At 70.8% G+C, this 18,208-nt stretch carries 19 protein-coding genes; 12 read left to right on the top strand and 7 right to left on the bottom strand.

The features are described from left to right. The first annotated feature begins 533 nt into the window (after positions 1 to 533). Genes ACFWYW_RS48210 through ACFWYW_RS48220 form a run of 3 tightly spaced genes read left to right on the top strand, consistent with a single transcriptional unit; the run spans position 534 to position 1,771 of the window. Complete coding sequence (locus tag ACFWYW_RS48210; RefSeq protein ID WP_379615645.1) at positions 534 to 986, top strand: SRPBCC family protein; 453 nt, start codon at positions 534 to 536, stop codon at positions 984 to 986. After that, positions 983 to 1,324, top strand: a complete 342-nt coding sequence (locus ACFWYW_RS48215) for an ArsR/SmtB family transcription factor (protein ID WP_379615643.1) — start codon at positions 983 to 985, stop codon at positions 1,322 to 1,324. The genes ACFWYW_RS48210 and ACFWYW_RS48215 overlap by 4 nt, the downstream gene beginning before the upstream one ends. A 12-nt stretch (positions 1,325 to 1,336) precedes the next feature. Further along, positions 1,337 to 1,771: an SRPBCC domain-containing protein gene (locus ACFWYW_RS48220; protein WP_379615640.1), complete on the top strand. Its 435-nt coding sequence runs from the start codon at positions 1,337 to 1,339 to the stop codon at positions 1,769 to 1,771. Between the two features lie 3 nt (positions 1,772 to 1,774). Here ACFWYW_RS48220 and ACFWYW_RS48225 read toward each other — a convergent pair whose 3' ends face one another. Beyond that, positions 1,775 to 2,431 carry a maleylpyruvate isomerase N-terminal domain-containing protein gene (locus ACFWYW_RS48225; RefSeq protein WP_379615638.1) on the bottom strand — a complete coding sequence of 219 codons (657 nt, stop codon included), beginning with the start codon at positions 2,429 to 2,431 and terminating at the stop codon, positions 1,775 to 1,777. Between the two features lie 61 nt (positions 2,432 to 2,492). On the opposite strand from ACFWYW_RS48225, the gene ACFWYW_RS48230 reads away from it, so the two are divergent. Next, entirely contained in the window at positions 2,493 to 3,131 is a 639-nt protein-coding gene (locus ACFWYW_RS48230) for a DUF6461 domain-containing protein (RefSeq protein ID WP_379615636.1), read from the top strand. A gap of 131 nt (positions 3,132 to 3,262) precedes the next feature. Here the strand turns inward: ACFWYW_RS48230 and ACFWYW_RS48235 are convergent, their stop codons facing one another. Continuing rightward, the gene (locus ACFWYW_RS48235) at positions 3,263 to 3,655 is read right to left on the bottom strand and encodes a hypothetical protein (RefSeq protein ID WP_379615634.1); all 393 of its coding nucleotides are present in this window, start codon (positions 3,653 to 3,655) and stop codon (positions 3,263 to 3,265) included. Between the two features lie 208 nt (positions 3,656 to 3,863). Between ACFWYW_RS48235 and ACFWYW_RS48240 the strand changes: the two genes are divergently transcribed. Together ACFWYW_RS48240 and ACFWYW_RS48245 are read left to right on the top strand one after the other, a co-directional pair. Further along, positions 3,864 to 4,211, top strand: a complete 348-nt coding sequence (locus ACFWYW_RS48240) for an STAS domain-containing protein (protein ID WP_184959005.1) — start codon at positions 3,864 to 3,866, stop codon at positions 4,209 to 4,211. Next, a complete protein-coding gene (locus tag ACFWYW_RS48245; protein WP_379615631.1) occupies positions 4,208 to 4,933 on the top strand; it encodes a glycosyltransferase family 2 protein in 726 nt (241 codons plus the stop codon). The genes ACFWYW_RS48240 and ACFWYW_RS48245 overlap by 4 nt, the downstream gene beginning before the upstream one ends. Positions 4,934 to 5,002: 69 nt before the next feature. Here ACFWYW_RS48245 and ACFWYW_RS48250 read toward each other — a convergent pair whose 3' ends face one another. After that, a complete protein-coding gene (locus tag ACFWYW_RS48250) occupies positions 5,003 to 5,863 on the bottom strand; it encodes an NAD(P)-dependent oxidoreductase (RefSeq protein ID WP_379615629.1) in 861 nt (286 codons plus the stop codon). A gap of 54 nt (positions 5,864 to 5,917) precedes the next feature. Between ACFWYW_RS48250 and ACFWYW_RS48255 the strand changes: the two genes are divergently transcribed. Continuing rightward, on the top strand, positions 5,918 to 6,253 hold the full coding sequence (locus ACFWYW_RS48255; protein ID WP_379615627.1) for a winged helix-turn-helix transcriptional regulator: 336 nt from the start codon (positions 5,918 to 5,920) through the stop codon (positions 6,251 to 6,253). On the opposite strand, the gene ACFWYW_RS48260 is transcribed toward ACFWYW_RS48255, so the two are convergent. After that, complete coding sequence (locus tag ACFWYW_RS48260) at positions 6,250 to 7,677, bottom strand: serine hydrolase domain-containing protein (protein WP_379615625.1); 1,428 nt, start codon at positions 7,675 to 7,677, stop codon at positions 6,250 to 6,252. The genes ACFWYW_RS48255 and ACFWYW_RS48260 overlap by 4 nt on opposite strands. A 91-nt stretch (positions 7,678 to 7,768) precedes the next feature. Here ACFWYW_RS48260 and ACFWYW_RS48265 point away from each other — a divergent pair, with 91 nt between their 5' ends. Next, entirely contained in the window at positions 7,769 to 9,175 is a 1,407-nt protein-coding gene (locus ACFWYW_RS48265; protein ID WP_379615623.1) for a glycosyltransferase 87 family protein, read from the top strand. Here ACFWYW_RS48265 and ACFWYW_RS48270 read toward each other — a convergent pair. Continuing rightward, the gene (locus ACFWYW_RS48270) at positions 9,057 to 11,258 is read right to left on the bottom strand and encodes a hypothetical protein (protein WP_379615621.1); all 2,202 of its coding nucleotides are present in this window, start codon (positions 11,256 to 11,258) and stop codon (positions 9,057 to 9,059) included. The genes ACFWYW_RS48265 and ACFWYW_RS48270 overlap by 119 nt on opposite strands. A 60-nt stretch (positions 11,259 to 11,318) precedes the next feature. Between ACFWYW_RS48270 and ACFWYW_RS48275 the strand changes: the two genes are divergently transcribed. From ACFWYW_RS48275 to serS, 4 genes are all read left to right on the top strand, one after another. Beyond that, the gene (locus ACFWYW_RS48275) at positions 11,319 to 12,500 is read left to right on the top strand and encodes a glycosyltransferase family 87 protein (RefSeq protein ID WP_379615619.1); all 1,182 of its coding nucleotides are present in this window, start codon (positions 11,319 to 11,321) and stop codon (positions 12,498 to 12,500) included. A 35-nt stretch (positions 12,501 to 12,535) separates the two neighbouring features. Further along, positions 12,536 to 12,937 carry a DUF4446 family protein gene (locus tag ACFWYW_RS48280; RefSeq protein ID WP_379615617.1) on the top strand — a complete coding sequence of 134 codons (402 nt, stop codon included), beginning with the start codon at positions 12,536 to 12,538 and terminating at the stop codon, positions 12,935 to 12,937. An 18-nt stretch (positions 12,938 to 12,955) separates the two neighbouring features. Further along, positions 12,956 to 13,876: a prephenate dehydratase gene (gene pheA / locus ACFWYW_RS48285; protein ID WP_379615615.1), complete on the top strand. Its 921-nt coding sequence runs from the start codon at positions 12,956 to 12,958 to the stop codon at positions 13,874 to 13,876. A 194-nt stretch (positions 13,877 to 14,070) separates the two neighbouring features. Then, a complete protein-coding gene (serS, locus tag ACFWYW_RS48290; protein ID WP_379615613.1) occupies positions 14,071 to 15,333 on the top strand; it encodes a serine--tRNA ligase in 1,263 nt (420 codons plus the stop codon). Here the strand turns inward: serS and ACFWYW_RS48295 are convergent. Together ACFWYW_RS48295 and ACFWYW_RS48300 are read right to left on the bottom strand one after the other, a co-directional pair. Then, the gene (locus tag ACFWYW_RS48295) at positions 15,297 to 16,751 is read right to left on the bottom strand and encodes a hypothetical protein (protein ID WP_379615611.1); all 1,455 of its coding nucleotides are present in this window, start codon (positions 16,749 to 16,751) and stop codon (positions 15,297 to 15,299) included. The genes serS and ACFWYW_RS48295 overlap by 37 nt on opposite strands. Beyond that, positions 16,748 to 18,115, bottom strand: a complete 1,368-nt coding sequence (locus tag ACFWYW_RS48300) for a hypothetical protein (RefSeq protein ID WP_379615608.1) — start codon at positions 18,113 to 18,115, stop codon at positions 16,748 to 16,750. Before ACFWYW_RS48300 ends, ACFWYW_RS48295 begins: the two co-directional genes overlap by 4 nt. Positions 18,116 to 18,208: the final 93 nt, after the last annotated feature.

The raw sequence follows: 18,208 nt of genomic DNA on the forward strand, positions 1-18,208 counted from the left end.
CCGCGCCCCCCCCCCCCCCCCCCCGGGGCCCCCCCCCCGGACCCCGGGCGGCCGGCCGGGCACGGCACGGAAACCCGGTCTTCGAAAACCTCGATCAGGGTCAAGCAGTTCTTCCGAACCCGGGGTTGTCTCGGACCGCAGGTGCGCAAATGTAACCGCGTGCCAGTTACATTTGCTCGCTCCCCGGTTACATTTGCCGCTCGCTCAACCCGAAGCCCCGTACGCACAACCTGCGCGCCGGCGCCGCGCGCGAGGACGCACGTCAGCGTCGGATGGACTCAGCCTTCTGGCCACTAGCCGGTCAGCGATGTACCGCGCAGATATCCTGGCGATACGGTCGATCTTTGACTGCTTTTAACAGCGGCTCCCATAGCACGTAGTCGGGGTTCACATGCCGTTCCAGGACGATGGCCGCGACCCGCTCGGCTCCGAATTTGGCTTCTTGTCTCATGCAACCAGTGGTTGCGTGTTGGCGGGCCAACCGCTAAGGTGACGTGCAACCAAAAGTTGCACGTAGCGAAGTGGGGACGAGCATGGAGTACGGGAGTATCGAGCGGGAGATTCACGTCGAGGCCTCGCCCGAGGTGGTCTACGAGGTCGTCAGCCGCCCGGAGCACATCTCGCAGTGGTGGAGCGACGACGCCTCCATCGAACCCACCCCAGGCGCCGTCGGCGAGCTCGTCTGGGGTGATCGGGTGGACGTCGTCCCGTTCACCGTGGTCAGCGCCGAACCGCCGCGGCTGTTCTCGTTCCGCTGGTGTCATCCCGGCGGCAAGGTCGACGACTCCGTCGGTTCGCTGCTGGTCACCTTCGAGCTCACCCCGTCCGGCGACGGTACGCGGATCCGGCTCACCGAGTCCGGGTTCCGGGAGATGGGCTGGGAGGCGGCCAAGCTGGAGGAGGTCTACAGCGATCACGTCGTCGGGTGGGACACCTTCGTGCCCCGGCTCGGGGAGTACATCGCGCGGCTGGTGTCGGCTCCGTGAGTGCCGCCGTCGACGACGAGCTGTGGTCCGCGGTCGGTGACCCGACCCGTCGGCGGATCCTCGACCTGCTTCTGGCGGACGGCAACGGCACCGCCACCAGCCTCAGCGAGCGGCTGCCCGTGACCCGGCAGGCCATCGCGAAACATCTCGGCGTGCTCGACCGCGTCGGTCTGGTGCACGCGGCGCCGTACGGGAGGGAGAGGCGGTACCAGGTGGACGAGGCGCAACTCGCGCGCGCGGTCGCCCAGTTGTCCGCCGTGGGCGCGGCGTGGGACGCCAGGCTGCAGCGCATCAAGCGGATCGCCGAGGCGATTCAGCGCAACAGAGACGAACAGTGAGAGGAGCTCGACATGGTGGACATCCTTCACCGAGTGGGCATCAAGGCACCGGCCTCCGAGGTGTACGCGGCCCTGACCACCACCGGCGGACTCGCGGGCTGGTGGACGACCGACACCAAGGACGTCGGCGACGACGTGATCGCGTTCCGGTTCGGGGCCGGTGGGTTCGACATGAAGGTTCTCGAACTCCAGCCGGACAAGCGTGTGCTGTGGGAGGTCGTCGAGGGGCCCGAGGAGTGGATCGGCACGCACGTGGTCTGGGACCTCGACCGGGCCGACGACCAGACCATCATCCTGTTCAAACATGAGGGCTGGGCGGAGCCGGTGGAGTTCATGCACCACTGCAGCACCAAGTGGGCGCTTTTCCTGATGAGCCTCAAGTCCCTGGTCGAAACCGGGACAGGCGCCCCGGATCCGCACGACGTCAAGATAGACAACTGGAACTGACGCTCAACCGAGGACGAACGGGAGCTTCGCCGCCAGATCGCCCAGCTCCGCCCGTTCCGCTTCGGTGGGGGCACGCCGTCCGGTACCGACCAGCAGCGCGTCCGTGTCGGAGAACGACTCCGGGAACGCGGCCCCGGCGATCTTCTCCAGCATCTCGCGAGACCGGGCCAGCCCCTCCGCGGGCGGCCCGGCCACCTCGGGCAGGTACGCGATCAGGTCGAGATGGTGCAGCGTCCACTCGATGACGTACGCCGACAGGTAGTCACCCGCCGTGAGCACGATGTCCTTGGTGCCGACCCAAGCCCCCGGATCAGCCAGTACGGCGGCGCGCCCGGCGGCCGAGCCGACGTCGTCAAGGTGGAACTTGAGCATCCAAGGCTCCCCGTAGGCGGCCGCCAGCCGCACGGTCAGCGCGTCGAGCGGATCGTCGCCGGTCGGGGGCGTGCCGGTGACCTCCCAGTAGGTCACCGCGTCGCGGGTCGGCTCCGTCTCGGCCGGGGTCACGAGAGTGATCAGGACATCCTGGGCGTCAATGACGAGATGGCAGGCCAGGTCCCGTACCAGCCAGCCGGAACAGCCCGACGGCTTCGCGAAGTCCTCGTCGGGGAGTTCGGCGACCGCCGTACGCAATGCCGTCCAAGAACGTGAGAAGAGGTCCACCTCGGCAGACTATGGCGCGATCCTGCACCGCGCACGGCCGAACCGTTCCTAAGATCGTCAGATGACCGCCATGCCGACCACGACCGACTACGCCTGGGCCGACAGTGGCACCCTCGACGACCCTTACTGCCTGACACTCGTACGCGGGCTCACGCCCGAGGAGTTCATGGCACGGGTGCACGCGGAGACCCGCCCCCGGCCCATGCGCCTGGACGCGGACTTCCACGACGTCAGCTACGACCTGCGAAGCGCCGGTGAGGCCCTCTTCATCGGCGCCGCGGCCGTACCCGGCGAGAACTGGACGCTCGCCTACGAGAGCAACGGCCACCTCGGCATCACCGCGGAGGCGATGATCCCGGTGTCGATCGGCACCCGGGTCGTCTCCCACTACGAGGGCGGAAACGGCCGCTACCGGTTCTTCTGGGCCGAGGACGGCGACGTCCGCCTCGACTTCGACCCGTTGTACGCCAACGACCGGCGCGGCAGCACCCCGGACGCCCTGCTCGACGACATGGTCGAGATCGGCTACGACCTGCGCGACGACGCCTCGGTGGAGGACATCGACTTCACCTTCCCGCTCATCGCCGCCTCCTTCGCCCTGGCCGAACGCCTCACCGGCATCCGCGTCACCCCCGAACTCCTGGCCGACCGCACCTTCCTCTGCGGCCAGGCCCGCGTGCCCTTCCCCCAGGATCGTTAGCCGTCGCGTGCACCGGCATGGCACGTGGTTACATTCGCGCGCCTGGCCCGCATGAAGACAGCCCCGGGCGTGGAAGGAGCGCTTGACCCTGGTTGATCGCGCGAAGCGCGCCATCCGCGAGGAGCATGCCCTTAGGCGGGCGAAGGCACCCGAGGCGTACCGAATGATTCGGACATTGCCCGAAATGTGGGGCAGGGCCAGCGCCACATGCAGCTCCGGCACCGCAGGATCGGATGGGCCGTGTCGCTCGTGATCCCCCCGGCGTCACGAGGCTGGTGCAGGTCGAGCAGGCGCAGGCCGAGCTCGGCGAAGGTCAGCAGGGTGTCTCTGGCGTCGCCGAGGAAGTCGAGGTCCTCGCCGGCCAGCCTGGTGCGGACGGGGACGTACCCGTCGTTGTTGAGCAGCCCCCGCAGGCGCCCTGCTTCGTCGTGCCACGAGGTGGCCTTCTCGGTGCGGATGTGGATGGCCTCCAGCTGTTCGCGCAGGCGCTGGCGCTGGGGATCTTCGGAATGCTCTGTGGTCATGTGTACGCTCGGGCCCCTGGCTTCCGTGATGCGATGGTATTGACCAGGAGGGCCCGTGCAACCCCCCTTTCCGGCACTTGCCGGTGTCACAGTGTCAAGCTTCGCGTACTCTCCGTTTTCATGGAGCCCAAACGCGGGACAAAAACCTGGCGTTCCACTATCGGCGTGAGAACGTGACCAGACGCCTCCACCCCGCTAGCCTGCCCATGTGGAGCTCAAGGTCTCGACTCGATCACATGCCGGCCATGCACTAGTTGCGATCGCCGGTGAAATCGACCTCTATACGGCGCCCCGCCTGCAGCAGGAGTTCACTCGCCTCCTGCAGGACGGGCCCAATCGCGTGGTCATCGACATGTCCCTGGTGGAGTTCTGTGACTCCACGGGGATGAACGTGCTGCTGTCAGCACTCAAACGCATGAAGGAGCAGGGGGGTGAGCTCGACGTGGCCGCCCCACGCCCCGCGGTGCGCAAGATCCTTCAGGTCACGGGACTCGATTCGGTGTTCACCGTGCACGATGAGGTGCCCGAGGAGTTCCTGATCTCCGAGGGGTCATGACGCCGGACACGGCGGTCGTCATCCCGGCCAAGAACGAGGCCGACCGCATCGGCGCGACCGTACGGGCGGCCCTGGAACTGCCCGGGGTCGATCTCGTCGTGGTCGTCGACGACGGCTCGCTCGACCAGACCGGCCGGGTGGCGCGGGCGGCGGGCGCCAGGGTGGTGCGCCACAGCCGCAACCGCGGCAAGGCCGCCGCCATGGAGACGGGCTCGGAAGCGGTCCGTCTGCTCGACGGCGACACGCCTCGGCACCTGCTGTTCCTGGACGCCGATCTGGGCGAGTCCGCGCGTACGGCGGCCGCCCTGATCGAGCCGGTACGCGCCGGCAAGGCGGACATGTCGATCGCGGTCTTCGCCACCCGGGTACGGCTCGGCGGCCACGGCATCGTCGTCCGCCTGTCCCGCGACGGCATCCGGCGGGCCACCGGCGGGTTCGAGGCGACGCAGCCGCTCAACGGCCAGCGCTGCCTGACCAGGGCGGCGTTCGAGGCGGCCAGGCCGCTGGCCCACGGCTTCGGCGTGGAGACGGGGCTGACGATCGACCTGGTGCGCAAGGGCTACCGGGTGGCCGAGGTCGAGGTCGAGATGGCTCACCGGGCCACGGGCAACGACTGGCGCGCCCAGTTGCACCGCGCGAAGCAGTTGCGGGACGTGGCGCTGGCGCTGGCGGTCAGGGAGCCGGCGGTCCGCGGCGCGCTCGGCAAGCGGCCCGCCCGTTAACGCGGTTCCGGCCCTCAATTGAGGGCGTTGCGGACGTGTCTCGGCGGTTTCGGCCGCCAGGACGGTCCGTTACGGCTGCTTGCGCAGGAGCTCGACCAGGGAGGCGATGCTCTGGTCGGCGCGTCCTTCCGCGACCGCCCGCCTGAGCAGGTCGTGCATGGGCTCGTGCCAGGTGACGTCCAGGTTGCCCTCCCGGCCGATCTCGTGGTCGTGCGAGATGCCCTCGTGGAAGAGGCCGAGCGCCGACTCGGGGTCGGCGTAGTCGCCCTTGTCCACGGCCTCGGCCAGGGACGGCAGCAACTGGATGATCATTTCCAGCCACTTCGTCTCGTAGCGCACCAGCGAGCTCGCCTCCAGCCCGCGTGAGGTGACCAGCGCCGCGCCTTGGAGGAAGGCGACGATGGTCGGCAGCAGCGTGCCGCCCACGGCCAGCTCGTACAACCCGGCCAGATCCGGCTCCTCACCCAGATGCACGGTGTCGCCGCCCAAGACCCGCAACGTCGGCGCATAGCGGTCGAAGACCGCCCGGTCGCCGCTGTAGTACAGCAAGGTGTCCGGCAACCCGACCGCCGAGGGCACGTTCTTGATCGCGCCCGCCAGGAAGTCCACGCCGTGCCCCGCCGCCCACGCCGCGGTCTCGCGCGCGCCCGCCGGGGTTCCGGTGTTCAGGGTGACCAAGGTACGGCCGGACAGTTTGCCCGCCGCGGGTTCCAGCGCCTCCCGGGCGGCCTCGAAGGTGGTCAGGATCGCGATGACCAGCTCGCTCGCCGCCACGGCCTCTTCGATGCTCGCCGCCCGCACCGCCCCTTCCGGTGTCGGCCTTCCGGCGGAGCGGTTCCACACGGTCGTCGGGTGCCCCGCGGCGACATATGCCTTGGCCAGGGCGGTGCCGATGGCGCCCAGGCCGATGATCGTTACTGGTGTTCTCATGCTTGCTATGCTCGGGGCTAGCGAACATTTCATCAAGTACCTACTATTTTGTTCGTGAAGAAGGCGCGCTACACCTGCGGTCTCGACGCCGCCATGGACGTGATGGGCGGCAAGTGGAAGGTGCTGATCCTGTGGGGCCTGTACGACGGCCCGCGCAGGTTCGGCGAGGTCAGGCGGGAGGTGCCCGGGATCAGCGAACGCATCCTCACCCTGCAACTGCGGGAGATGGAGAAGGCGGGCCTGGTGCTCCGTGAGGACTATCACCAGATCCCGCCCAAGGTCGAGTACTCGCTGACCGAGTTCGGCTCCTCCCTGCTCGCCGCGCTCATCCCGCTCGGGGACTGGGGGGAGGAGCACATGGCCCGCATCGAGGCCATCCCCCGCGACTAGCCGGTGAACGTCACCCTCTGGCGGCGGGCGCGGACCGTGTGGAAGATCCGGGTTCCGGCCACGGCCAGGGCGGTCAGCGCGGCCGTGGCCGTCCAGACGAACAGGGCAGGCCAGACGTAGGAGATCTGGGCGAGGGTGCCGGAGCGGTTCATCAGCAGGGCGAAGAGCTCGGCCAGGCCGGCGAACAGCGCCACCGGCAGCGCGTACGGCGCCAGCCGTACCACCAGACGCCAGGTCGCGCGCCCGGAACGGCGGCGAGCCCAGGTGCGGGCGCGGTAGACGCCCAGGGCGCCCAGGGCCAGCGTGAGCAGGGTCATTCCGGCCAGGATCGGGTCGGCGGAACTGGTGAAGGGGGCGAGCCGCTGGTCGGGGCGGCCTTCGGCGAGGTCGATCAGGCCGTCGGCGATGATCGCGGCGTCGTCGCCCGAGATCATGCCGGTGTTGGTGACCACGGCGATGCCGTACCCGCTGCCGGGCAGGAGGATCTGCGCGGAGTTGTGGGTGAGCAGCCAGCCGGTGTGCTTGAGCATGGGCGCGCCGCCGGGGGTGCGGCCGGTGTTCCAGCCCATGGCGTACGTGCTCTCGCCGACGCCGGAGCCCTGGTGGGTGGCCTTGATCGCGGGCCGGTCGCCGTTCTGGGCGATGAGCCACCTGGCCATGTCGTCGGCGGTGGAGACCACGCCGTAGCTGCCGTTGATGAACCATTCGGGGTGCGAGCGCGGCACGGTCCTGCCGTAGGCGCGGACGTAGCCCTTGGCGGCGCCGGGCAGTTCGAGGGTGGTGTCGACCGTCTTGGTGGCGTTCATGCCGAGAGGGCGGAAGACGCCGGCGGCCATGTGCTCGGCGAAGGGCCGCTTCGCGACGACCTCGACCAGGCGGCCCAGCAGCGAGTAGTTGGGGTTGTGGTAGTACATCCTGGCGCCCGGCTCCGCGCTCAGCCCGGCGGTGCGCAGCATGGCCACCGAGTCCTTCAGCGTCGCGGGGGCGTCGAGCGTGAGCTCGGGGAAGCTGCGGTCGGACATGCCAGAGGTCTGGTGGAGCAGCTGCCTGACGGTGATCTTCGCAGCGCGCGGGTCGGCCATCGTGAACTCCGGCAGGTACTGCCTGACCGGGGCGTCGAGCTTCACCTTGCCCTCCTCGGCCAGCTTGGTGACCGCCAGGGCGGTGAACGACTTGGAGACCGAGGCCAGCGGCATCGGGCTGTCCTTCGTGATCGCGTCGCCGTCGGCGGTGTGGCCGTAGCCGGCGGTGAGGACCACCTTGTCGCCCTTGGTGACGGCGACCATGGCCCCGGGCAGGCCGGTCCGCTCGACGTAGTCACGGACGTAGGAGTCGATGCCGAGGGTGTCGTCGGCGCTGGCCGTACCCATGGCGGAAAGGAGGAAAGCACCGGTCAGGGCGGTGATCACCATCGGAGTTCGCATGAGGAAACCGTAGAAATCCCACCACTCCCGGCGGACCGCCCGATCGGCAGCGGTGTCCCCCGACTTTCGTCAGGTGTGCTGGAATCTCCGGGTGACTTCCGAGAGCAGGGCCCTGAGCGCGTCCTTGTGCACCGCGGCGAGCGTCCTGCTCACGATCGTCATCGGGCTGCTCGGGCCGTCGGCGGTCGTTCCCGATCTGGGCGGGCCCTCGCTCGGCCTGGACCCCGGTCCCCACCTCGTGATCGGGCTGGCCGCCGCGGCGATCGTGCTGGGCGGTCTCGGCCTGCTCGGCGGGCTCGCGTACGGCTCGCGCCTGCCCGCCGGGCTCCTGGTCGTCCTCGGCTGTACGGCCGCCGCCGTGCTGGCCTTCCTCCCGCCCTCCGGCTCGGCCGACCACCTCAACTACGCCGCCTACGGCCGGATGGTGGCGCTCGGCGTCGACCCCTACACCCACGGCGCCGCCGACCTGCCCGGCGACCCGATCGCCGGGGCCGTCGAGGCGCCGTGGCGCGAGGAGGCCAGCGTCTACGGGCCGGTCGCGACCGTTGTCCAGGCGCTGGCCGGCTGGGTGGGCGGCGGCTCGCTGTGGCTGACCGTCCTGGTGCTCGCGCTGGTCAACGCCGCCGCGTTCATCGCCACCGGGCTGCTGCTCGACCGTTTCACCCGCGACGACCCCGCCCGCCGCCTGCGGGCCGCGCTGCTGTGGACGGCCAACCCGCTGCTGCTCTACCAGCTCGTCGCCGGCATGCACGTGGACACGCTGGCCATCGCCTGCATGGTCGCCGCCCTGCTGGCCAGGTCGAGGCCGGCGGCGTCGGGGCTGCTCCTGGGTCTCGGGGTCGCGGTCAAGCTCAATGCCGGGATCGTGGCGCTCGGCCCCGCGTGGGAGCTGCGGCGGCGGCCGGGACGGCTGGCCGTGATGGCGGGGGTGGCGCTGGCCGTCGTGGTGGCCGGATATTCGCTGGCCGGGCTCGCCGCGCTGGAGCCGGTGAGCAGGACCAGCAAGGCGATCTCGCACGCCTCCTACTGGAAGACGTTCCAGGGGATGTTGCAGGCCGTGGTGGGGGAGGGCAGCGCGTACCGGGGCGAGATCCAGGTGGCGTCGCTGCTCGTGCTGGCGCTCCTGGCCTGGGCGCTGTTCCGGGCGTTGCCGGGCCGGGACGCCCTGGCCGTGGCGGCGGTGCTGTCGGTGGCCTACGTGTTCGCCACGCCGTACATCCTGCCCTGGTATGACGGGCTGGCCTTCGCGATGGTGGCGATGGCGGGGGCCTCGGTGGTGGACCGGTTCCTGGCGGGGCACCTGGTGATCCTGTCGCTGGCGTACCTGCCCGCCCGGGTCGAGATGCAGCCCGTCGACCTGGAGTGGCTGCGGACCGTCGTCAGGCAGCAGGTGGCGCCGTGGGCGCTGCTGGCTCTGACGCTGGCTCTGGCGGGATGGGCGTGGACAGCTGCAGCGCGCGCACGGACGCGGCCACAGCCAGCGGCACCGCCACAGTGAGCGCCATGGCCGGGATCGCGATGCCCGAGTCGTTGATCAGGAAGCCGACGAAAGCGCAGGTCAGCGCGCCGAACAGGCCCGCACGCAACGGCGGCGCCAGCTTGTAGGCCTGGCCGAGCGCGGAGGCGCCCCATCGGGAGGGCCGGTTGAGCACCAGGAACAGGAAGGCCAGCGCCACCAGCGACAGCAGCGTCAGCGACCAGTTGCCGACGGTCACGCCGATCATCGCGCTGAACTTCCTGCCGATCACCGTCCAGGCCTGCCCGTCCAGGATCTGCTGGACGAAGTTCCCCAGATGGGTACGCTGCGCCGCCGGCCGCATGAAGTCGAAGACCATGATCGAACCGATCAGCAACGCCCCGACGACCCCCACGACCAGCAGCTTGCCCACCGAGACCCGGCGGCCCGACAGCAGGATCAGGAAGACCGCCAGCCCGATCACGAACGCCGGCACGCCGCCGAAGTCCGCCCCCCACGCCGGCCAGCCATCCGCGAACACCGCGAACATCCCATACGCCGCGCACACCCCCAAAGCCAGCCAGGTACGCGCCCTGAGCACCCAGGCGACACCCGCCAGGGCCAGGATCGTGCCGGTGGACTGGATCGCGAAGGCGATGTTGCTGAACCCGTAGAAGCGGCCGCCGGTGACCGGCTCGTAGCCGCTGACCGCGTTGACCTGCAGCCTGGAGCCGGTCATCACGTCGATGAGCAGGGCCAGCGAGGTCACGCCCGCCACCACCGTGAGCGGCCCGAGCACCGCCGCCCGCCACGGCCCGGCGAAGGCCAGCCCGGTGATCAGCCCGGCCGCCGCCACGATCGTGACGATCAGCGCGGCCATCGGCGCGGGCAGGCTCCACCAGGGCACGAGCTGGGCCAGGAACGTCGCCACCGCGATGGAGCCGGCCAGCACCGACACCACCTGAACGACCACGAGCAGCCGCGACGCCGCCGCCTCGCCGTCCCGCGGCGCGGCGGGCTGCGCGCGACGACGGCGCAGGGCGAGGGCGGCGAACAGATAGAAGAGCAACTGGACCACGACGAACACCGCGAAGAACGGCCCGCGCACCTCCCGCAGCACCTGGCTGGCCAGATCGGCGTCGGCCAGCTGGGCGACGGTCTCCTCGGTGGTCGCGGGGGCGTCGCCGCCGTCGCTCCAGGCCCGCCCGACGACCGCGCGGGGCGACTCGAGCCCCAGCGCGCCGATCGCGGTGGCGGTCAGGTCGGTGATGGTGACGAGCGCGTCCTGCCGCGTCGAGGCCGCGGTGAGAAACCCACGACGGTACGGCGGGCCGCCGGGAGAGGGCCCGGCGGCCATGGCCACGTGGAGATGGGCGGCGGATGAGGTGTCGGAGATGCCGCCCACCAGGACCGTGCTCCCCTCGGGAACCCGGGCCATCAGCGTGCCGACCCGCCTGTCGGCCTCGGCCACGGCGGCCGCGCGCTGCTCGGCGGGGAGTCCGGCGGGCACCCCGGCCTCGTCCTGGGGCATGCGGGCCCAGGCGGCGGCGAGCGCGTCGGCCTCGAAGACGACCAGGGCGTAGCCGGTCAGGTCGCCCAGCCCCTCCACGTTGTCCGCATATTTCGTGATCCGGCCGCTCTTGTCGGCGGCGGCCAGCGCCGCACCGGGACCCACCGCCCCCACGACGCCGCCCGAATCGGCCACGAGCTGCCCCAGCGTCCCGAGCACCGCGTTGTACCCGGTGCCGGACTGGTAGGCGGCCAGCGACTCCCATCCGGGGACCCGGGCGCCCGCGCCGTCCGGCTCCGGCCTCGGCACCGGGGCGCAGCCCTTGCCCGCGGTGCCGGAGCGCTGCCCGGCCGAGACCGTCAGCCAGCCCGCGACCGGACAGGTGACGCCCCGGTCCGGCGGTGGCACGGCACGGGTCGACATCGAGGCCGAGCCGCCCGCGGCCACCAGTTTCCACAGGTTGGGGGTGCGCGAGGGGTGGAGATCGCCCCATTCCAGTCCGGGCACTCCCAGCAGCACGACCCGGCCTCGGGGGGCGGCGGAAGCCGTACCGGCGCCAAGGACGCCCGCCAGGACGGCGCCCAGCACCAGAGCCGCCAGGAACCGACGTGCCATGAGCGCAACCCCCGCAGTGTGCGTCCTCGATCGACTGGAGCCACGGTAACGTGCCAGACCGTGACAGGTGGCAAGCGGCAGTGGTGGACGTGGTTGCCGGCGGCGGCGCTGGTCGTGCTGGCGGCGTGGCCGCTGGTCGAGTACTGGCTGACCAACCCCGACGACCAGCGGCTGGTCGACCTCGACGTCTACCGCACCGGTGGCGAGATGATCCGGGAGGGGCGGCCGGTCTACGAGTTCTTCACGCCCGCGCCGCAACTGCTGCCGTTCACCTACCCGCCGGTCGCGGCGCTGCTGGCCGTACCGCTGGCGATGATGTCGTGGACCACCGCGCAGTGGGTGTGGACGATCGGCGTCTTCGCCGCCCTCGCCGTCACCGTCTGGTTCTCCTTCAGGCAGGCGCAGGTGGACAGGAAGCCGCTGCTGTTCGCGCTGGCCATGGTCTGCTGCACCTACCTGATGCCCATCCGCGACCAGGTGCGTTTCGGGCAGGTGGACATCCTGCTGGTCGCGTTGTGCGTGGCCGACCTGCTGGCGGTCCGGCCGAAGTGGCCGCGCGGCTTCCTCATCGGCCTGGCCACCGCGGTCAAGCTCACGCCCGGCGTCTTCCTGATCTACCTGCTGGTCACCCGGCAGTGGCGGACGTTCTGGATGGCCTGCTTCGTCGCCGCGCTGCTCACGCTGCTGCCCTTCGCCGTCATCCCGCAGGACGCGGCCCAGTTCTGGTTCTCCGCGCTGCTCGACCCCGAACGCCTGGGCTCCAACGCCGCCACCACCAACCAGTCCGTGCGCGGCATGCTCATCCGGCTGTACCTGCCCGACCTGCTGACGTCCGCGATCTGGGTGGCGGTCATCGCCTTCATCGGCTGGTACGGCTTCCGCGGGGCCTACCGGGCGTACCAGGCGAAGGACATGGTCACCGCGGTCGCCCTCACCGGCCTGATGGCGGTGCTGCTGTCGCCGGTCGCCTGGATCCACCACCTGGCCTGGGTCGTCGTCGTGCTGGGCGCGATCGTCGGCGACGGGCGCGACCGGGTCAGGCTGTGGGTGGCGGCCGGAGTCTGGGTCTACTACGTCGTCCCCGTCCCCTGGTGGGGCGTCTCGCTCAAGGCGCTGGAGATCCCCGTCCTCAGCCCGGTCCTGGGCAAGATCGTGCAGAACGGCTACGGGCTGGGCGCGATCGCGCTCGTCTGGCTCCTGGCCGCCTGGTTGCCCAAACGCCGCGGGATCTTGACCAACTGATTACCCTGTGTGTTGTGCTCGTTACCGTATGGGTCATGATCGGCGTCCTCGCGGGCGTCAGCGGCGTCGTCATCGGCTACGTCGCCCTCAAGCAGGCCAGGCTGGCCGTGCAGGACTGCCAGCAGATGCTGGCCAGGCAGTCCACCGTCAGCACCATGGGCGGCGACCTCAAAGCGATCCGCGACGTCGCCGTCTATCGCTACGACGCCCTTGAGGAGATGACCGGAAGGCTGTCGTTCTCGATCGCGATGATCAACGGCCTGGGCGACGGCATCGTCCTCACCTCGATCAACGGCCGCTCGGAGACCCGCACGTACGTGCGGCCGGTCGTGGGCGGAAAGGGCAAGACGCCACTGGCCCCGGAAGAGGAGGAGGCGGTGCGCGCGGCCAGACTCGGACTCGGCCCGGAGATAGAACCACAGATGGCACGCCGCTGAGCTGGTTACTCTGGTGTCATGCCCAGAATCGCCTATCTCGGACCCGAGGGCACCTTCACCGAGGAAGCCCTGCGGCTCATGGAGCCCGACGCCGACCGCATGCCCTGCGCCACCGTCGGTGCCGCGCTCAACGCCGTACGGTCCGGTGAGGCCGACGGCGCGGTCGTCCCGCTGGAGAACTCGCTGGAGGGCGGCATCACCACCACCCTCGACGAGTTCGCGTGGGGCGAGCCGCTGCTGATCACCGCCGAGTTGCTGCTGCCCGTGCGGTTCTCGCTGCTGGCCCGGCCCGACACCGAGCTGGTGCACATCAAGCGCGTCTACACCCACCCGGCCGCCATCACGCAGTGCCGCGGCTACATCAACCGCGAACTGCCCGACGCCGTCGTGGTCTCCGCCCCTTCCACGGCCGCCGCGGCCCAGGAGGTGTCGCTGCCCGGCTCGCCTTACGACGCGGCGATCGCCGCCCGCATCGCCGGCGAGCACTACGGCCTGGTCGAGATCGCCGCCAACATCGGCGACCGGACCGACACGGTGACCAGGTTCGTCCGCGTCGCCCGTCCCGGCGCGCTGCCGGAGCCCACCGGCTCCGACCGCACCACGCTCGTGGTCTTCCTGGCCGACGACCACCCGGGCGCGCTGCTGGAGATGCTGACCGAGTTCTCGGTGCGCGGGGTCAACCTGACCCGGATCGAATCGCGGCCCACCGGCGACGGCATCGGCCGCTACTTCTTCCACTTCGACTTCGAGGGGCACGTGGCCGACGCCCGGGTCGGCGAGGCCATCTCGGGCCTGCACCGGATCTGCGGCGAGGTCCGCTTCCTGGGCAGCTACCCGCGCGCGGACGGCATCACCCCCCAGATCAAACCCGCCACCACCGACGCCGCCTTCACCGAGGCCGATAGCTGGCTCACCCATATCCGCCAGGGCCAGCCGTAGCTGCTTTTATCCGTTACGGGCCTTTTATCTGTTACGGCAAGCCGCACCACCGCCACCCGCCGACGTGGGTGACCGCCGATCGTGGGGGTCGCTTCTCACGTCGGACGGGGTGGCGCGCCGCAACGGCCCACGTGAGCCGTTGCGGTGGTTTTAATTGGTCCTGCCGTCAGCGGGGGACCGAGTACGCTTGGCCTGTGATTGACCTGCGGACACTTCGGGAGGACCCTGAGCGGCTGCGAGCGTCGCAGCGCGCGCGGGGTGAGGACGACTCGATCGTCGACAAGCTGCTGGCCCTCGACGAGCGCCGGCGATCCGCGCTGACCTCGTTCGAGACCATGCGCGCCGAGCAGAAGTCCATGGGCAAGTCCGTGTCCAAGGCGCAGGGCGAGGAGAAGCAGGCGCTGCTGCAGCGGGCCAAGGAGCTCGCCGCGCAGGTCAAGGCCGCCGAGGTCGAAGCCGAGCAGCTGGGTGCCGAGCTCGACGAGATGGCCCACGCCGTACCCAACATCGTGGAGGAGGCGGCTCCCCACGGCGGCGAGGACGACTTCGTCGTGCTGGAGACGATCGGCGAGCCGCGCGCGTTCGACTTCGAGCCCAAGGACCACCTGGAGCTCGGCGAGGCGCTCGACGCCATCGACATGGAGCGCGGCGCCAAGGTGTCGGGTTCGCGGTTCTTCTTCCTGAAGGGCGTCGGCGCCCGCCTGCAGCTGGCCCTGCTCAACATGGGCATGCAGCACGCGATCGAGGCCGGGTTCACCGCGATGATCACCCCGGTCCTGGTGCGGCCGGAGACGATGGCGGGCACCGGTTTCCACGTCGCCCACGACAAGGAGATCTACCGCCTGCCCGACGACGACCTCTACCTCGTCGGCACCTCTGAGGTCGCGCTCGCCGGCTACCACGCCAACGAGATCCTCGACGGCGCCGAACTGCCGCTGCGTTATGCGGGCTGGTCGTCGTGCTTCCGGCGCGAGGCGGGCTCCTACGGCAAGGACACCAGGGGCATCATCCGCGTCCACCAGTTCGACAAGGTGGAGATGTTCACCTATGTCCGCCCGGAGGACGCCGCTGCCGAGCACCAGCGCCTGCTGGCCTGGGAGAAGGAGATGCTGGCCAAGATCGAGGTGCCGTACCGCATCATCGACACCGCCGCGGGCGACCTCGGCATGTCGGCGGCGCGCAAGTTCGACTGCGAGGCCTGGATCCCGTCCCAGGGCCGCTACCGCGAGCTGACCTCGACCTCCAACTGCACCGAGTTCCAGTCGCGCCGCCTGGCGGTCCGCTTCCGTGACAAGGACGGCAAGCCGCAGCACGTCGCGACGCTCAACGGCACGCTGGCCACGACCCGCTGGATCGTGGCCATCCTGGAGAACCACCAGCAGGCCGACGGCTCCGTGGTGGTCCCCAAGGCGCTCCGCCCCTACCTGGGGCTGGACGTGCTGGAGCCGGTCAAGTAACCGATCGCGGCGGAACGCCGGACCGCGTTCCGCCGCAGGATCACCAGCCCCGCCGTGCCGATGCCGAGGCCGAAGAGCCCCGCGAGGGCGAGCGCCGCCGTGTAGCCATCCGGCCAGCCCGCGCTCCAGCCACGGAACGGCAGCGCCACCCCGGCCGCGACCAGCACGGCCAGGCACAGCGCCTCCCTCACCGAGTCGCCTGCGGCATCCTCTCTCCACGCGGCCAGCGCCGCACCGGCCAGCACGATGAGCAACAGGGCCCCGCCGCTCACCCCCGCCGCCGCGCCCACGACGCCCGGCAGGTTGATCAGCGAGTAGTAGCCGAAGAACTCCTCATACCGCCACGGCAGCAGGAGCAGCACCCCGATCAGCCCGTAGCCCAGGGTCACCCGGCCGGAGCGGACCACCGCCGGCGTCACGGCCACCAGGCCCGCGAGCAACATCCACAGCCCGGCCACGACGGCCACGCGCATCTCGCCGTCCACCCGCTCGCCCGGCCGTGTCAGCGGGACGGCCGCGCCGGTGCTCAGGCCGCCGTCGGCGCCATAGCCGTGGCGTCGCCAGGCGCCGCCGGTGTCGCGGACCACGATGCCGTCCCGGCCGTTGGCGACGACGACCACGTGGCCGTCGGGGCGTTCCTGGAGGGCGATGGCGAGCGAGCGCGGGTCCCGGGGACGCCCGTCGCCGATGTGACCCCGCTTCAGCCACTCCGTACGCCCGGGTGACAGTTCCCACGCGGACGTCCACGTCCTTCCCCCGTCGGCCGACCGCTCGACCTTGAGCCGGCCGGGGACGATCCGGTAGCAGAACTCCGCGCCGCAGACGGAGGTCCGCGGCGCGAGGCTCTGGGGCGTGGGCGCCTGCCCGTTCCCAGTCAGCGCACGCCAGGTCCGCCCGCCGTCCGAGGAGACCGTGCCGGCGCTCCAGCGACCCGTGACGACGATGTGGCCGCCGTCCAGGTGGACGTTCTCGGCGACAGGCGGCCCGCCCGCCGGCCCGGTGGCCCCCACCGCCAGTACGGCCAGCGGCACCCCCACCACGGCCGACCACCTCCGGGGCGCCTCGTGTTTCCTGATCCACCACGCCAGCCCGAGCGCGGGCAGGGCCAGCAGGTCGGTGGGGTCGGCGAGCACCCGCGATGGTCCGGCGACCAGCGTCCAGGCCGCCGACGCCAGCTCAGCGCCCGCCCCGGTCGTCTTCACCAGCGTGAACACCACCCCGGTGAGCACCGTCGCGGCCAGATCCGCCCGGCGCGCGAACAGCAGGGACACCAGCGGCGCCGCCACCACCAGCCCGGCGACGTCGCTCAGCTTCCCGGTCACGAGGCCGGGCCAGGCCGCCTTGAGCACGTGGTCGTTGATCAGCAGGACCAGTGCCGCGGCGAGCGTCGCCGGATGGCATAACCAGGCGCGCCTCATGTCTGGTCGGCTGGGTCGCGGGCGGTCCGCCGTACCAGGGTCAGCCCGAGGGCGCCGATGGCGACGGAGAAGAAGGCGGCCATGGCGAGCGCCACGTCATAGGAGTCTGGCCACCCGAACGCCCAGCCACGGAACGGCGCCGCGATGCCCAGCGCGACCAGCACCCCCGTGCCCAGCGCCCACCAGAGGGCGGTGGAGGGGATCTTCGCGAGGACCGACTCCACGATCGCGAGCACGACCGCGGCCAGCAGGAGCGGGGCGCCGGCCAGCCACAGCAGGGCGGCGACGCCGCCCGCCTCTGGATCGAGCAGCATGTACGGCAGCACGCCCACGGTCGCCAGAGCGGGCGCGATCCAGTGGGTGGCGATCCTGCGCCTGCCCCTGGCCGCGATCATGAGTCCCGCCACGATCGCCCACACCCCGGCCAGCAGCGCGACGGCCAGCTCGCCGGAGACCTCCTGGCCGCCGTCCACCGCCGTGGCGGCGCCCGCGGTCAGCCGTCCCGACGGGTCGTACCCCAGCCGCGTCCACCGCCCGCTCTCATCCCGTACGGCCACGCCGTCGCGCCCGTTCGCCACGACGACCACATGACCCCGCGCCGTCGCCTGAACCGCCAGCGACACCGAGGACACCCGCTCGCCATAGGACCGTTCGAGTAGTTCGAGCCGCCCCGGGGAGAGCTCCCACGACGGTTGCCAGGTCACGCTGGCGTCGTCCGACCGCATGACCCTGATGCCGTCGCCGCGTACCCAGTAGCAGCGCCGCGGCTCCCGTGGCACGCACATCGACTTCTGTCCCTGCGCGCTCGGATCGCTGTCGGGGGCGAGCCTCCAGGTGCGGCCGCCGTCCGTGGAGACGTTGCCGGAGGCCCAGGTCCCCGTCACCGTGATCCGCCCGCCGTCGACCCGCACCGCGTCCGCCGCGGGTGGACTCCCCGCCGCGCCCGTGGCCGCCACGGCCAGTACGGCCACCGGCACCCCCACCACCGCCAGCCACCTCCGGGGCGCCTCGTGCTTCCTGACCCACCACGCCAGCCCGAGCGCGGGAAGCGCCAGGAGGTCGCTGGGATCGGCCAGGACGTGCGAAGGGCCCGCGACGAAGGTCCAGGCAAGGGAGGCGGCCTCCGCGCCCGTCTCGGTGGTTTTCACGAGGGTGAACAGCGCCCCGGTGAGCAGGGTGGCGGCCAGGTCGGCCTTGCGCAGCAGGAGGAGGGACAGCAGGGGAGCGGCGACGACCAGTCCGGCGACATCGCTCAGCTTGCCGGTGACGAACCCCGGCCAGGCCTGTTTGAGCAGGTGGTCGTTGACGAGCAACAGCAACGCCGCGACGAGCGTCGCGGGATGGCACAGCCACGCGTACCTCATGCACTCATCGACGGCTCCGGAAATGCGGTCGTTCGGCCGAAACGAGCTTCGAGTCACACTCGTGATCCCCCCGTAACGCCCCACCCCACCCCT

Source organism: Nonomuraea sp. NPDC059023 (assembly GCF_042740095.1).
Classification (GTDB): Bacteria; Actinomycetota; Actinomycetes; order Streptosporangiales; family Streptosporangiaceae; genus Nonomuraea.